At 53.9% G+C, this 14,229-nt stretch carries 13 protein-coding genes; 8 read left to right on the top strand and 5 right to left on the bottom strand.

Going from position 1 to position 14,229, the window contains the following annotated elements; translation table 11 throughout:
* The first annotated feature begins 86 nt into the window (after positions 1-86).
* From ACR0CW_RS11405 to ACR0CW_RS11390, 4 genes are read left to right on the top strand one after another with little or no spacing between them, the layout of a single operon-like run.
* Positions 87-629 (top strand): TRAP transporter small permease, encoded by a 543-nt coding sequence (locus ACR0CW_RS11405; protein ID WP_480787878.1) that lies wholly within the window; start codon positions 87-89, stop codon positions 627-629.
* A 5-nt stretch (positions 630-634) separates the two neighbouring features.
* Entirely contained in the window at positions 635-1,951 is a 1,317-nt protein-coding gene (locus tag ACR0CW_RS11400; RefSeq protein ID WP_480787877.1) for a TRAP transporter large permease, read from the top strand.
* Complete coding sequence (locus ACR0CW_RS11395; protein ID WP_480787876.1) at positions 1,948-3,204, top strand: malonyl-CoA decarboxylase; 1,257 nt, start codon at positions 1,948-1,950, stop codon at positions 3,202-3,204. The genes ACR0CW_RS11400 and ACR0CW_RS11395 overlap by 4 nt, the downstream gene beginning before the upstream one ends.
* Positions 3,205-3,209: 5 nt before the next feature.
* Positions 3,210-4,724: a malonate--CoA ligase gene (locus ACR0CW_RS11390; protein WP_480787875.1), complete on the top strand. Its 1,515-nt coding sequence runs from the start codon at positions 3,210-3,212 to the stop codon at positions 4,722-4,724.
* A 369-nt stretch (positions 4,725-5,093) separates the two neighbouring features.
* Here the strand turns inward: ACR0CW_RS11390 and ACR0CW_RS11385 are convergent, their stop codons facing one another.
* Positions 5,094-5,858, bottom strand: a complete 765-nt coding sequence (locus ACR0CW_RS11385; RefSeq protein ID WP_480787874.1) for a helix-turn-helix domain-containing protein — start codon at positions 5,856-5,858, stop codon at positions 5,094-5,096.
* A 104-nt stretch (positions 5,859-5,962) separates the two neighbouring features.
* Between ACR0CW_RS11385 and ACR0CW_RS11380 the strand changes: the two genes are divergently transcribed.
* Together ACR0CW_RS11380 and ACR0CW_RS11375 are read left to right on the top strand one after the other, a co-directional pair.
* Positions 5,963-6,382, top strand: a complete 420-nt coding sequence (locus ACR0CW_RS11380) for a hypothetical protein (RefSeq protein ID WP_480787873.1) — start codon at positions 5,963-5,965, stop codon at positions 6,380-6,382.
* Positions 6,383-6,684: 302 nt separating this feature from the next.
* Complete coding sequence (locus ACR0CW_RS11375; RefSeq protein WP_480787872.1) at positions 6,685-8,139, top strand: DUF1963 domain-containing protein; 1,455 nt, start codon at positions 6,685-6,687, stop codon at positions 8,137-8,139.
* A gap of 46 nt (positions 8,140-8,185) precedes the next feature.
* On the opposite strand, the gene ACR0CW_RS11370 is transcribed toward ACR0CW_RS11375, so the two are convergent.
* Entirely contained in the window at positions 8,186-8,587 is a 402-nt protein-coding gene (locus tag ACR0CW_RS11370) for a nuclear transport factor 2 family protein (RefSeq protein ID WP_480787871.1), read from the bottom strand.
* Between the two features lie 269 nt (positions 8,588-8,856).
* Positions 8,857-9,636: an alpha/beta fold hydrolase gene (locus ACR0CW_RS11365; protein ID WP_480787870.1), complete on the bottom strand. Its 780-nt coding sequence runs from the start codon at positions 9,634-9,636 to the stop codon at positions 8,857-8,859.
* A gap of 442 nt (positions 9,637-10,078) precedes the next feature.
* On the opposite strand from ACR0CW_RS11365, the gene ACR0CW_RS11360 reads away from it, so the two are divergent.
* Positions 10,079-10,636: a Rieske (2Fe-2S) protein gene (locus ACR0CW_RS11360; RefSeq protein ID WP_480787869.1), complete on the top strand. Its 558-nt coding sequence runs from the start codon at positions 10,079-10,081 to the stop codon at positions 10,634-10,636.
* Between the two features lie 217 nt (positions 10,637-10,853).
* On the opposite strand, the gene ACR0CW_RS11355 is transcribed toward ACR0CW_RS11360, so the two are convergent.
* Together ACR0CW_RS11355 and ACR0CW_RS11350 are read right to left on the bottom strand one after the other, a co-directional pair.
* Entirely contained in the window at positions 10,854-11,681 is an 828-nt protein-coding gene (locus tag ACR0CW_RS11355; RefSeq protein WP_480787868.1) for a hypothetical protein, read from the bottom strand.
* 358 nt (positions 11,682-12,039) lie between these two features.
* Positions 12,040-13,056 carry a permease gene (locus ACR0CW_RS11350; RefSeq protein WP_480787867.1) on the bottom strand — a complete coding sequence of 339 codons (1,017 nt, stop codon included), beginning with the start codon at positions 13,054-13,056 and terminating at the stop codon, positions 12,040-12,042.
* Positions 13,057-13,156: 100 nt separating this feature from the next.
* On the opposite strand from ACR0CW_RS11350, the gene ACR0CW_RS11345 reads away from it, so the two are divergent.
* Entirely contained in the window at positions 13,157-14,014 is an 858-nt protein-coding gene (locus ACR0CW_RS11345; RefSeq protein WP_480787866.1) for a LysR family transcriptional regulator, read from the top strand.
* The last annotated feature ends 215 nt before the right edge of the window (positions 14,015-14,229 follow it).

Here is a 14,229-nt window from a genome sequence, read left to right as displayed (position 1 = left end):
TCAAGCCGGGCGGGGCAGAACCGCCCGGCACCCGATTACTTGTCTGATTTTCAGACCTCCCTGCATCTCAATCACAGGAGGCGCACATGGCTGGCCATAGCTCTGCCGTTGCTTCTCACACCGGGAACAATCCCTTCCTTCGCTTTGTCGCTGCGCTTTCAACTCTGGCGGGCTGGTGCTCAGCAGCAATGATCGTCGCCGCCGTCGCAATCACCTGTCAGATGATTGTTGTGCGCTTTGTGCTGAATGGTTCGACAATCTGGCAAACCGAGGCCGTCATTTATCTCGTCATCGCTGCCACGCTGGTTGGTCTGCCTTATGTGCAGCGCTTGCGCGGGCACGTGAATGTGGACCTGATCCCGATCTCACTGGCCCCGCGTCCCCGTTTTTTCATGGCGATCCTGACCTCGGTCCTGTCCATCGCCATTGTCTCGATCATGCTGTTTTACGGCTACGATTACTGGCACTTCGCGTGGGAGCGCGGCTGGAAATCTGACACCGTCTGGGGTGTTCGCCTATGGATTCCCTACCTGTCCATCCCGGTCGGCTTCGGGCTGCTGCTGTTGCAGCTGATCGCCGACCTTGTCGCCGTCCTGCTTGGCATCGATAAACCTTTTGGTCTGGAGTAAAGCCGATGGATCCCCTTCTGCTCGGCGCTATTGTCGCCATCGCAACCATCCTAGTTCTATTCTCGGGCGTCTCCGTGGCCATCGGTCTGCTGATCGTTTCCGCCGGGTTCCTCATCATCTTTGACGGCCCCCGGTCGCTGGAGCTGATGCCCGAGATCCTGTTTGGCAAGCTGGACAACTTTGCACTGCTCTCGATCCCGATGTTCATCATCATGGGGGCGTCCATCGCCTCAACAAGGGCAGGAGCCGACTTGTACGAAGCCCTCGAACGCTGGCTGACTCGTGTCCCTGGCGGACTGGTCGTGTCGAACCTTGGTGCATGCGCGTTGTTCGCCGCCATGTCCGGTTCATCGCCCGCCACCTGTGCTGCCATCGGTAAAATGGGCATCCCCGAAATGCGCAAGCGTGGCTATCCTGACGGTGTGGCCGCCGGTTCAATCGCCGCAGGTGGCACGCTGGGCATCCTGATCCCGCCGTCGGTCACGATGATCGTCTATGGTATCGCCACCGAGACCTCGATTGGCCGCCTGTTCTTGGCGGGCGTGATCCCGGGCTTGATGTTGGTGGGCCTGTTCATGGCCTGGTCGCTGTATTCGACCTGGAAATCCGGCGACGCCACCCGTCTGGGTTCCGGTAGCTACACTTGGGGTGAGCGGTTCGAGATTCTGCCGCGCGTCCTACCTTTCCTCGGCATTATTCTTGGTGTGCTCTATGCCATGTATGGCGGTATCGCCACGCCGTCGGAAACCGCCGCCGTTGGCGCGCTGCTTTGCCTGATGATTGCGATGATCATCTACAAGCTTTGGAATCCCAAGGATATCTGGGTCGTGCTGCGCGACAGCACCAAGGAAAGCGTGATGATCCTGTTCATCATCGCCGCCGCTGGGGTTTTCTCGTACATGCTCAGCTCGCTGTTCATCACGCAGGCGATTGCGGAGTGGATCGGCACACTGGACGTGAACCGCTGGGTTCTGATGGGTGCGGTCAACGTGTTCCTGCTGATCGCCGGGTTCTTCCTGCCACCTGTGGCCGTGATCCTGATGGCGGCCCCGATCCTGCTGCCGATCATCACCACCGCTGGATTTGACCCGATCTGGTTCGCGGTCGTGCTGACGATCAACATGGAGATCGGCCTGATCTCACCCCCCGTCGGCCTGAACCTTTATGTGATCAACGGCATTGCGCCGGATATCTCACTGAAAACCATCCTGACTGGATCACTGCCTTTCGTGGCCTGTATGGTGGTCGCGATAGTCCTGCTGTGCTTGTTCCCGGGCCTCGCCACGTGGCTGCCTGATCTGGTGATGGGGGCAGCGGTATGACTCTGCTGGCCGATCTTCTTTCAACAGTATTTGAGCGGCGGTATCGTCGCTCGGGCGCGGCAGCACTTGACGGCCGCCCGCTGTCCGAACTGGCCGCCGCGCTGGTTGGGTCGGCGGGGGAAACATCTGGGTTGGCGTTGGCCGAAGAGATACTCAACCGGTTCGACACGCTGGGGGATGACGAAAAACTGGAGTTCTTCCGGTATCTCGCCACAGCGATGAATATCGACCCCGAGGCGGTGCGTTCGTCACTGGACGAATACGAGCGCGACCCATCGAAAGCAACCTATCGCAGCTTTGCAGCTGCGGTGGAACCGGCCCGGCAAGAGCTGATCCGTCGACTGAACCGGGTGCCCGGTGCGACCGGAGCGTTGGTGCAGATGCGTGCCGATCTGCTGCGGCTGGGCGGCAAGGAACCCGAATTGCAGGCGCTGGATTTGGATTTTCGGCACCTGTTTGCCAGCTGGTTCAACCGGGGCTTTCTGGTCCTGCGTCCGATCAATTGGGAAAGCCCGGCACATATCTTGGAAAAAATCATCGCGTATGAGGCGGTACACGCCATCGACAGCTGGGATGACCTGCGCCGTAGGCTGGAACCCACCGACAGGCGCTGTTTCGCCTTTTTCCACCCCTCGATGCCTGATGAGCCGCTAATTTTTGTCGAAGTCGCTCTGAACAGCGGCATTCCCGGATCGGTTCAGGCGCTTCTTGCCGAGGATCGCGATCCGATGCCCGCAGAGCAGGCTGACACAGCCGTGTTCTACTCGATCTCGAATTGTCAGGCGGGTCTAGCCAGCATCTCGTTCGGCAACTCTCTCATTAAGCAGGTGGCATCGGATCTGGCGGCAGAGCTGTCGGGGCTGAAAACTTTTGTCACCCTGTCACCGATCCCAGGATTGACCCGGTGGCTATCTCAGGAAGGTCTCGATTGGGACATCGAACAACCCGATCAGATGAAGGCGCTGGCCGCACACTACCTTTTGAACGCCAAAGGCCGGGGAGATCTGCCTTTCGACCCAGTGGCTCGGTTCCATTTGGGTAATGGCGCGCTGGTCCATGCTGTTCATGCCGATGCCGATACTTCTGACAAGGGGCGCGCCCAGTCTGGCGGCACTATGGTCAACTACCTCTATGACCTGGCCCGCGTCTCACAGAACCACGAAGATTTTGCCAACACACGCTCGATCATCGCTTCGACCGAGGTCAAGTCGCTCGCGGCATCAATCTCTCTTTCTACGACACAAGAAAGGTAAACCTTATGGCCAATCCTCTCTATGACGGTTTGTTTGGCATTCATGCTGGTAGAGACACACCTTTTTTGCATCTGCTTGACGGGTCAACTATCACGCATCAGGACTTTCTGAGTATAGCTGCTCAGATAGCGCACGTGGCAACCCAATTAGGTCTGAAGCCCGGCGACCGGGTCGCGGCGCAGATCGAGAAATCGCCCGAAGCGCTGGCGCTTTATGCGGCCTGTGCGCAAGCCGGTCTGGTGTTCCTGCCGCTCAACACTGCCTACACGGTGGATGAGCTGACCTATTTCATCGAAAACAGCGGTGCTTCTCTGATCGTATGCGACAGTAGGAACGAAACGAAGCTTGCCCCGGTCGGCGCGCAATTGGGCGCAAAGGTCGAAACGCTGAACGCCGATGGCTCGGGTTCGCTGAAGGATCAGGCCGCAGCAATGCCAGCCAGCTTTAAAACCGTTGATCGTGACGGTGAAGACTTGGCGGCATTTCTCTATACTTCGGGCACGACGGGCCGGTCCAAAGGTGCGATGCTGACCCAGAACAACCTGTTGTCGAATGCACAAACGTTGGTCACAGAATGGCGTTTCACTTCCGATGACGTGTTGCTGCACGCGCTTCCGATCTTTCATACTCACGGGCTGTTTGTGGCGACCAATGTCACACTGGCGGCTGGCAGCAGCATCGTATTCATGCCCAAATTTGATCTTGATGAGATCATCGGGCGGATGCCGCAAGCCACTACAATGATGGGTGTGCCGACCTTCTACACCCGCTTGTTGGATGATGACCGGTTCACCAGGGAACTGGCTGCGGATATGCGTCTGTTTGTTTCCGGTTCCGCGCCGCTGCTGGCGGAAACACACGCGCAGTTTGAGGATCGTACCAGCCATCGCATCCTCGAACGCTATGGTATGACCGAGACCAACATGAATACCTCGAACCCTTACGAAGGTGAGCGCCGTGCAGGTACGGTGGGTTTCCCGCTGCCGGGGGTCGAACTGAAAATCTGCGACTCTGATGGCAATGGCCTTTCACAGGGTGAGATCGGTGAGATTGAGGTGCGTGGACCAAACGTATTCAAGGGCTATTGGCAAATGCCCGAAAAAACCGCCGCTGAACTGCGTGAAAACGGGTTCTTCATCACAGGTGATCTGGGCCGGGTCGACGAGGATGGCTATGTTCATATTGTTGGCCGCAACAAGGACCTGATCATCTCAGGCGGCTACAACATCTATCCCAAGGAAATTGAGCTTGTGCTGGATGACCAGCCAGGAGTGCTGGAAAGCGCGGTAGTCGGTGTACCCCACCCGGACTTCGGTGAAACGGTTCTTGGTGTGGTTGTCGCTGAACCGGGTGAGGTCCCCAACCTTGAAGAAATGCAGGCTGCAGTGTGCAACAGCCTCGCGCGATTCAAGCACCCCCGCCAGTTGATCCTGATGGATGAGTTGCCACGTAACACCATGGGCAAGGTTCAAAAGAACATCCTGCGTGATCAATACAAAGACATGTTCGTGGAAGCGTAAGAAAACACCCCCAGCCCGACAGCTCTCTTCTCGACAATACTGCGGGCTATAATTCAACGGCCTGAAGGTCCGAAGTCTATGTCTTCGAGCCGTTGATTGCTCTCTCGGCAGGGGCTTGCAACGAAATGTATATGAACATCCTTGTTGCGGTTTCTCTGGATGGAGACCGTGTCACTGCATGTTCGGTGCAAGTTGCATGGGCGTTTTAAACCGGCGATGGTCACACCACATTCTGAGATGTCGTCGAACATCTGCCTCAATACAGGAATAACTTGCTGACACACTGCCGGTATTCGTACTTAGGCAAACAACTATCATCAGCCCGAGAACAATGAGTGCTGCTGCAACCGGGCGCTCGATTAACTCCCGTCAACCATCTCCCGAAGCGGAAATCGACCGAAGAAAAGCAGCGCTTGCTTCGTCAGAGGGGAAGAACAGCTCGATCTTCAGGTCGTCAAGCGTCACATCTGTGACCGTGCTGAATTGTGCGATGGTGCCAAACATAGAAACCCGCTGATTTCCAAAGCGATAGACCGCAGGAACCGTTGGCCCAATGGCCCTGTCCCTGTGAGTTTTCGCGTATGGTGCAAGCGCCCTTGCGGCCGCATCCAACTCAGGCAACCCGCCGACATTCGCGCTTTCCGAGCGCAGTCGCAGCATCGTTTGATGCGCAACCTCGGGCCAGTTCTCTACAAGCTCCGCCATAACCGGATCCGTCACAAGCGACAGCAGGTTCTGCCCGATTTCGATCCCAAGTGGCGCAAAAAGCACTTCGGCGGATCTGTTCAACCTGACGATCCTCCAGACCCGATCCAGCACCATCCCTGGATACGGTTCATGCCGTTTTAGCGTCCATTCAACCGCATCGCGGATTGGGGCCATGGCGTCGTCATCAAGGGGGGTCGCGGCAAACCGAGCGGCAAATCCTTCCGCCCGCATCATCTGGTTTCTGGCATCGACAGGAATATCCATGACGTCCGACAGATGTAGGATCATATCTGGACTGGGTCGGGACCGGCCGGTTTCGAGGAACGAAATATGGCGCGCACTCACATCGGCTTCGGTCGCCAGATCAAGTTGGCTCATTCGCCGACGTTTCCGCCATTCTTTCAGTAAACTGGGATACGGAGTCATCGGTCGAGTTTAGCAACCGTGTGAACAGAAATCACTTACCTCTGACGTAATTGATTTCTAACCAGCACCAGCCGCATGAAAGACATCATCTGAAGGAGGATGTCATGACCCCGCAACAAACCGCCATGCGCCTGTCCGGCACAGTTCTGATTGTCACCGGAGTTCTGTTTGCACTGACCGCACTACCAGCTTTGCACGTAATTGCTCATATCTTTCTGACAGTGGCGTATTGGCCGATCCATTCTGTTCCATCTGACATAGTGGTCCCATCCCCATTGTTGCTTGCGATTGTCGGCGGCCTGACCGCCGGGTTGGGAGCGATGCAATGGGCCTTGGGAACCTATGTCGCGCCCCTTTCGTCTACTGTGGCGGCCAAAGTGGCAAAGATCACCGCGTGGGTTTGGTTTTGTACAGATAGCGCTGGCTCTGTGTTGGTGGGGGCGCCAGTTAATGTTGCGCTAAATCTCTCATTCCTGCTTTTAATCTTGCTGACTAGCCAACCTCAAAAAGACGGTAATCGTTAAAAGCCGAACGCCTTTGTTCGTGCTGACCGTGTCACTGGCAGAAGGGCTGTATCGACGCATGTTTGGACCGCGTCTTGTGGGTCAAAGTACAAATGGAAAAGGATACTGCATCAATCCCAACGGCAGAATAGAGCCCATTACTTCTGTTGAACTTGAAACCTGACCAACTTGAGTCTCGTCTAGATCACTAATCAATAGCTCATGTTGCTCGACGAACCCCGACCCTGGCGTTAGGTTGCTCGAGCAGGTTGGCGAAACGATCAACCACTTATGAGCGGATTGGGCGGAGGCGAATAAGTATAGTGTCTGAGCAAAAATTTCTAACATCGCAATTAAGGCAATTCTTCCGAAAAGCACTTGGCCGTAAGCGCAATACTCAAAGGCTATCTGATGAAGGCGAAAATTTCGTCGCCAACGCAGCCTCGGATATGTTGTCACAAATTCAGTATGAAGCGGATTTGCGCGCGGCCCGTGGCAACGAGCCACTATCTGTTCGTCTGGTACCTCAAGTACCAGTGCGGGACGTTGATGCAGCGGCAGGTTGGATCGGCGGGGGGGCGTGTTTGCCCATTGGGACGAGCTGGCCCATACTGGATTCCCCAACGCAGCTTTTGGCACAAATCAATTGTGGCAAGTTGCCAGAAGATCTTTGGCAAGGGCTTGGTCCACGCGAAGGTTGGCTTGCGATCTTTCTTGATCCCGTGAGCTTTAAGTTAACGGCACTTCACTTCGATCAAGCCGGTCCTTTTGTTCCCTCACCTGAAGTCGATCAAGAGTGTTACATTCTCGGCATTGACCACTCTCGACGGACCCCAAATCGCACTTGGCGTTTTACACGTTGGCCGGTGGATATCGTGCCTGTTCGACTGGGGCAGGATGATCCGCATTTATACGGTCGGTGTAAAATCACCAACGAACGCTACAAAGAACGCCATGATATCGTTGAAAAGCACCGGTTGCCATTCGATTGGCCATCGACTCAGACGATGATCGATAAGGCGCTCTCTTTTGTAGAATCGATGATCGCCACTGGCGACCTGCCAGATCATTTGAAGCCCGAAAGTATCGGAGCAATGAAAAGGCGTGTTGAGCAGGCAAAAAAGAACGGTGATCCAATTGATGAAATTGCAAAGATGAATTTCGACTACGAAAATCATCTCGCTTTAATTGAATCATTTAAGTTTCGGTCTGAGAATGGTCCCAAGGTTATCAAAAAGCTAAAGGCGATAAAGTCTGAAGTGGACAAGATGGCGTTAAGCGGCGATTTTTCACAGGAAAAAATTTCGCAGTTTACGACTGAGCTGAGTCAACTGACTTGGATGTATGTAAAGACACCGCCGTGGACAATTTCTCACGTTGAACGCATGAAAGAAGGTGTGAAGGTATTTGAGTTGCCTCTCACGACACATGACCCAAAAGCGTCACCCAACTGGATTTATTCGTTTGAAAGTGAATTGTTAGACGCTGCGAAAGCCCCTTATTTGCAGCAGGACGAGCAATTGCCCGACGCACTCATTTCAGACTGCGAAGAGGTTTGGGCTGCCCAAGCCCGTCATGAAATGGGGGGTATGGGCCATACGCCATGGGGTTATGTTCACCAGTTCAACAGCCGACAGGAAGTAACCCTGCTCGAATTGCCTTCGAGCGATTTGATCGGTTGGATGTTCGGAGACGTTAATAATCTGGTGATCACAATCAAGAAGCGTGACCTGAAAAGAGGGGATTTCTCGAACTTGAGTGTCCAAGTAACAAACTAGCTGATTTGGGTTTCAAAACTCGCGCCAGTGCTTTCGTTCTTGTTGGTTAGGATTTCCAGAATGAATCACTTTCGGCGGGTAGGGCTTCAACCATCCAAATGCGTGTGATCTGGCCTTTGCTGACCGACATAAGAAAGGCCGCAAAATTGTGAAGTGTCCGGCCTTTGCGTTTCGCTCGAATTTCAACCATCGCCATCACCTGATCGGAAGAAACAGGCGCGATTTGCGTCGCCTTGATACTTGGGCGAACTGTTGCGATATCCATTGCGTCTATGGATCTCATGTATCCGTCTCGCCCATGGACTTGTTTGGTGTTGCCATCGGGTTGGGTTATTTCGGCTACGAGATCTTTGGCCAAACATGCGACGATGCGATCACGATCCGCAACATCGAAGGCTTTAACAAAGTGTGCGGCGATAGCGGAAGGATCATCGAGACTTTTTGCCATTAGCTTTTCTCGCATTTGCTATTTTGTTTGGTTGAATCGTCAGCCGCAGCTCAGAATAAGTCAACATAGGCCACGGCCACTGTTCTCTGTTGCAAGCTAGGGTAGGCCCGCCAAACCCAAATCGATCGGTAGTCGTACTCAGCGTATTCTCCCGGTGCAGCAGGCAGCAATAGGCGTATACCGGAATTAACAGTGTGACTCACAAACAGCTGTGATACGGATGAAGTGAACTATCGCTGCCACAGCACGAGTTTCTGCTGTGAAGTGGTTCAGATGATCGCGTTATCGATCAATCGGTAGAATTCTTCTTTGGCATGAATTTCCTGCCATGGCTTATGTCCGCAACGTTCAAGTTCGACGAACTTTGCCCATGGAAGCGCCGTCAACAATGGAATCTGAACGCCTTCCGATGGTCTTGGATCATAATCGCCATGGATTGCAAGGACGGGGCACTGAATGGTCGCGATGGCCTCTAGCAGTGAGCCGTTAGTGCGCATCTCATCCGCTTCGCGCCAGACCGCTGCGTGAATTTCGCCATCAAAAACAACGGTTGGAGGGGACGATGAATCTCGCGCATAGGTATCTGCCAGATCACTGAGTTCGATAAACCTTGCTACGTCTTCGATGTTACCTTCCGAAGCGCGAAGCATGTTCAGTTCTGACTGCTGCTTATTCGTCAAACGGGAGTTTTTCGTCGTTCGAATTGCAGAGGCAAAGCGCGCTTCAAACGGCCCGCTGCCCAGTAGGATGAGATTGTGCACCAAAGTTCTATGGCGTGCCGAAAACAAGCATCCAAGCCACGCGCCCCAAGACCATCCGATTAGAGATACAGGTGGCGAACAATGTGCTTCGATCTGCGCTTTGAGTTCGTCCACCTGTCCACCAACCGAGTGACGGGTCTGAAAAGGTTCTAAGACAGCATGGCCTCTTTTGCCCAGCTCACGTGCAAGGGGTTCGATCTCGCCCGCGCCCCCTGGTCCGCCGTGAAGCACGACGACCCGAGAGGTTTTGCCTCCATACTGACGAACGTCCTGTCGAATACCGGTCATCCAGCAAACGTCACCACCCAGGCGCGGTATTGTCAAATCGAAACCAAGCGTGACGTGCTGAGCACAAAGTCGACATTCATTCTTAACGCAGCATCGGTCATTCGGGCTCATAGCCGTCGGTCTTTGCAGCAGGCATAGGCGGCTAAGAAGAAACCAAAGACTCCGTGGACAACATTTTAGTTTATTGCTCGCACCGCAAATTGCGAACGTCACTCACCACACGCTGGGCACCACCGACCGGCTTTATGCTGGATACAAGTCTTCCGATGGTAGCACTGAGCCGTAGTGTTCTACACAAGTCCGAACCCACTCTGCAAAGCTGTCCTGCAATACGGTCTTAGTAACACCGCTTTCTTGACTCAGGGCTAAGCCTTCGACACGACTAACAGGAATACACGCAGATCACACAATACAGTTAACAACTAAATTGAAAAAAGACTTCTTGTACTACGCAACAGGCGGATGGTTGTTTCTAACTTTCATGGCGGGAGTTTACTACCTGTTTCAGGCAATGTTGCCTTCTGCAGACGTCGCAAGCGTTCCACGGCCTGCTGTCTACACTTTGGACGTGGAGAACTTTGAACCCGGCCAATCTGCAATGTTCAGGCTTGACGAAGTTCCAGTGGTTATTTGGCGACGAAATTTCGAGCAGAAAGTTCAGGCGCTTGAGCTCCTTGGTTTCGAGTTCAACAGCAATGCGAGCCTTCTCGACGAAGTGCGGGCTAACGAAGAGATAGAGATCGAACCCGACCGCGTTTTGAGGTTTGAGTGGTTTGTCGTGAGTCCAATCAACACTGGCGGATACGGGTGCATCGTACGGCCAGATGCAGGAGACTTGGGTGGTTTCTACGACCCATGCCAAAATGTTCATTTTGATCTTTGGGGGAGGGTCAGAAAAGGACCAACTGAAGTGGACCTTCAGACTTTGCCATGGAGCATTTCTGACGATAGTAACGCAATAACTGTCGATGTAAGCAATGCGCCACGGCTTGAATGGTAGCGCCGCAAACCGGCTATAGTGCTAGGGCAGCTCTGAAGCCATTGCCGCCGTCGATCAGACATCAGTCATTCGCGTGTGCAGTAGGTCGCGAGCCGCAGATTCCAGTCATTCAGGACCAGGTGCACATGGCAAGTGAGCATACAAACCCACCGTTCTTTACGGCCGCCAAACGACCGCTTTCATTTGCAACGGCCGCGTTACGTCAGGTTCTGGAAAGTTAGTGTAGCGCTGGGTCGGCGACAGGTACTTCGTACCTCAAAGTGATCTTCTTTTCGGGCAGACCAACTACGATAACAAAATCCCACCAGCTTTCTTGCTCATCATCGTTCCAAGAAGTGGCAGGGGTATTTTCGGGGATGTCGACAGAGATTCTTATCTGGCCGCCACTCATCTCTTCCGTCTGACCTGTTAGTTTTTGATCCACGACTTTCTCAAAAGCGACTCCATCACTTTCTTCTCGGCGTACGACTTTCAGGTGCTCCAACCACGCTTCGACTTGGTCAGCCCGTCGAACACCAACCACTTTCATCACTGCCGAGAACTTTGAACCTATCCATGCAGGTCGGGTCTCGTAAATCAGGTTGACGTACCGCTCTAGTTTCCATGTTCTCCAGGCAAAATAGGTGCTGCGCGCGAAGTAGAGCGCACCTGCGATCGGAATGAAGTTGAGCAGTACCCAATAGTTTCCTTCGGGTAGTCCTGATTGCAAGGAAACAATGCCGGAGAGGGCAAACACTCCCAAAATAAGAGTGAACGCCAGACTTCCCCAGAATTCTGATTTGCTTCGAGACGTCATGTTGTCTGTCCGCCACTTCTTGTCTCTCATCCAGGGCTCATCTGGAAATTCACCTTCAGATGCGCGGCGAAATCTGTCTTCGCGGTGATCCAAGAAACATACCCACAGGATTCCGGCGAAGATTGTAAGAAACAACAATCCGAAGGGGAAAACCCACCAAGAGAATTGTTGATACGCGATTGCAGCGACCATGATTGCCATCATGGTTACCACCCCAATTACGATAACCCCATTGGTTGTAACACGCATTGGACGGTCTCCGAAAACCCAAGCTCGTTGGACTAGTACGCTCGACCGGCACGTTATTTTGACTTTGAGACGAAGATAAGGCGCAAGCTGGAAAAGCAAGTATTCGTCCATTTCGCCTCACCCGTCGAAGTGGGCTTGCTGCCGCCATTCTCTAGGGTGAGCCTTTACAAGTTCTTTGAGACCATCACCGCTGTCGGCCAAACATCGGCATTTCGTTTGTGCAGCGCGTCGCGAACCGGAGATTCAGGATTAGTTGGCCAATCGTGAATGGGCGCAACAAAGCTACCTTTCGCGGTGTTGGCACTCAGGTTTGATTCAGAACACTCAGTGCTCCTGTGGGGCGCCAGTCATCACAGTGTTAAACGACTAACCCAAAGATCCAACCTGCCGCCATTGAACCGGTTACCGCAAGGGAGAGGTAGAGCAAAAACGGCTTCAACTTCAGTACTGGAAAGATTGCCATTGCACCCCAGATGCTGACGACGCCACCGGATACCAGAAACGCCATCGCTGCACCGGATGACATGCCATGGTCCATGAGGGAACGGGTCAGCGGCAAAGCAGCGTATCCATCCAGATAGGCAGGCGCGCCAACAAAGACCGCCAGCGGAATGGCCCACCACACATTGCCACCCACGTAAGAAGAAAGGGCTTGGGGCTCCAGCAGGCTTTGCAGAACAAATTCGGCGGCAAAGGCGGGGATCAGGCAAATCAGGACAAGACGTGAAATGGCGATGAACTCGGTTCGAAAGTGAGTGCGATGTTCAGGTGAGCGCCAGACAGCCCATTCGATTTCATCTGCCTGGCAGACCCGCCCGAGGCTTCCGACCAAGGCATTGTCGCGTAGTGCTGACTGCCCCCAAGACCGGTTGCTGAGCAGAGCGGTTACGCCTCCACCAAACAGTCCCATCGCCATCGCGCCGAGGGTCTTGCCGATGGCAAAGCTCATCCCCAAGGTTGCGGCGGTTGTAGCCAGCATGGCCGGATCGGTGACTGGCGACGACAGCCAGAATGCCATGACCGGTGCAAGCGGCACACCTGCAGCCAGCAATCCGGCCATCAAGGGCAGAACGGTGACACCGCAGACCGGAGTGACCGCTCCGACCAAGGAGGCTGCAGCAATTGTTTTGAACAGGTTTCCGTTGAACACCTCGGCGATACGACTGCTGGCACCGCTGGCGCTGACCCAGGCCGCTATCAGAATGCCGGGTATAACAAGAGGCGAAACCTGAAGTAGGCTGATTGCTACAAACTCAAATGTCTCGAGGGCTTTGGTAGGAAAGGCGATAGAGATTGCACCCACGGAGACTAACGCCGCAACAATCAGGATTTTCGCTGTAGAGTTTCTGGAGTTAAGGGCGCTGTCGCTCGCCATGGCAATTCCTTTCAAAGACTGCACCATAGGTAGCAACTTGAAAGAAATCGGAAAAACGAATAGTTTTTGACTCAGATATAAGAAATTACGAAACCTCACGATGCCGCATCTGGATAGCGATCTGCTCAGGACCTTTCTTGCTGTCACGGATACCGGCAGCATTCTGGCGGGTGCGGGGAGAATTCACCGCACTCAGTCTGCCGCCAGTATGCAAATCCGAAAGCTAGAGGAGCTTCTGGGCCAAGACGTATTTGTGCGTCACGGGCGAGGTGTGCGTCTGACAGCTGCCGGTGAAAAGCTTGAACCCGTTGCCAGAAAGGTCGTTAGCGACCTTAACGACATCTTTGCGGAACTGACCGGAAAGGAACTGACCGGGGTACTTCGAATTGGTATCCCCGACGATCATAGTTCTGAATTGTTGTCTGAAATCATCGCAGATTTCGCCCGAGAAAATCCCAAAGTCGAACTCAACGTGCAGCGCTCATTAAGTACAGGGTATTCGGCTGCTCTGGCGTCGGGGCAAATGGATATCGCGGTTCATGAGGTTGCAGAGCTGGGCCCCAACATGGAGTCATTGAAAGATGAGCACATTGTCTGGGCAACGTCACGGGCACATGCCGTTCACGAAGCAGACCCATTGCCTGTTGCCTTGTTTGACCGCGACTGTTGGTGGCGCGACGTGGCGGTGAATGCGCTGATTGAAAGCGGCCGCAACTACCGGGTTGTCTATTCCAGTGAAAGCGCCACCGGCGTAGCCGCAGCCGTTCGGGCAGGTGTGGCTATTGGTGTTTTGAATGCGGACATGCTGACGGCCGACATGGTGCAACTGACCACTGAGAACGGATTTCCCAAGCTGCCTGCATCTAAGCTGGTGATTGAATATGGTCAGAACATCGATTCCGAGATTTGCGGAGCGATGGCGGATGCAATTCGAAGAGCGTTCGGGGTCGCGAGTTGATCCGGGTTGAATACAGCAATTTGTAACGGGCAGAATTATCAGCCGAAATGGCTTTGATGCGGGCGGACTTGAAGGTCCGATTTTAGGAGCATCTTGGCCACAATACAAAATGCGGCCCAAGCCGGCCAGGAAGTACTTAAGTGTCTCGGTTATGTGGAACACCTGCTTGGATATGAATCCGCGTCGTGGAAGCACCAGCCTTGCACTGCGAGGTT

It is taken from the genome of Ruegeria sp. CH6, from assembly GCF_056537005.1.
The sequence above is the reverse complement of the archived record's forward strand: the minus strand, read 5'-3'. Positions and strand labels throughout refer to the sequence as shown.

Bases quoted from the DNA above. Each gene is read 5' to 3' on its own strand.
- ACR0CW_RS11355 (WP_480787868.1), bottom strand. From the start codon at position 11,681: ATGCGTGTTACAACCAATGGGGTTATCGTAATTGGGGTGGTAACCATG.
- ACR0CW_RS11350 (WP_480787867.1), bottom strand. From the start codon at position 13,056: ATGGCGAGCGACAGCGCCCTTAACTCCAGAAACTCTACAGCGAAAATC.
- ACR0CW_RS11345 (WP_480787866.1), top strand. From the start codon at position 13,157: ATGCCGCATCTGGATAGCGATCTGCTCAGGACCTTTCTTGCTGTCACG.
- ACR0CW_RS11405 (WP_480787878.1), top strand. From the start codon at position 87: ATGGCTGGCCATAGCTCTGCCGTTGCTTCTCACACCGGGAACAATCCC.
- ACR0CW_RS11380 (WP_480787873.1), top strand. From the start codon at position 5,963: ATGACCCCGCAACAAACCGCCATGCGCCTGTCCGGCACAGTTCTGATT.
- ACR0CW_RS11400 (WP_480787877.1), top strand. From the start codon at position 635: ATGGATCCCCTTCTGCTCGGCGCTATTGTCGCCATCGCAACCATCCTA.
- ACR0CW_RS11370 (WP_480787871.1), bottom strand. From the start codon at position 8,587: ATGGCAAAAAGTCTCGATGATCCTTCCGCTATCGCCGCACACTTTGTT.
- ACR0CW_RS11390 (WP_480787875.1), top strand. From the start codon at position 3,210: ATGGCCAATCCTCTCTATGACGGTTTGTTTGGCATTCATGCTGGTAGA.
- ACR0CW_RS11395 (WP_480787876.1), top strand. From the start codon at position 1,948: ATGACTCTGCTGGCCGATCTTCTTTCAACAGTATTTGAGCGGCGGTAT.
- ACR0CW_RS11365 (WP_480787870.1), bottom strand. From the start codon at position 9,636: ATGACCGGTATTCGACAGGACGTTCGTCAGTATGGAGGCAAAACCTCT.
- ACR0CW_RS11385 (WP_480787874.1), bottom strand. From the start codon at position 5,858: ATGACTCCGTATCCCAGTTTACTGAAAGAATGGCGGAAACGTCGGCGA.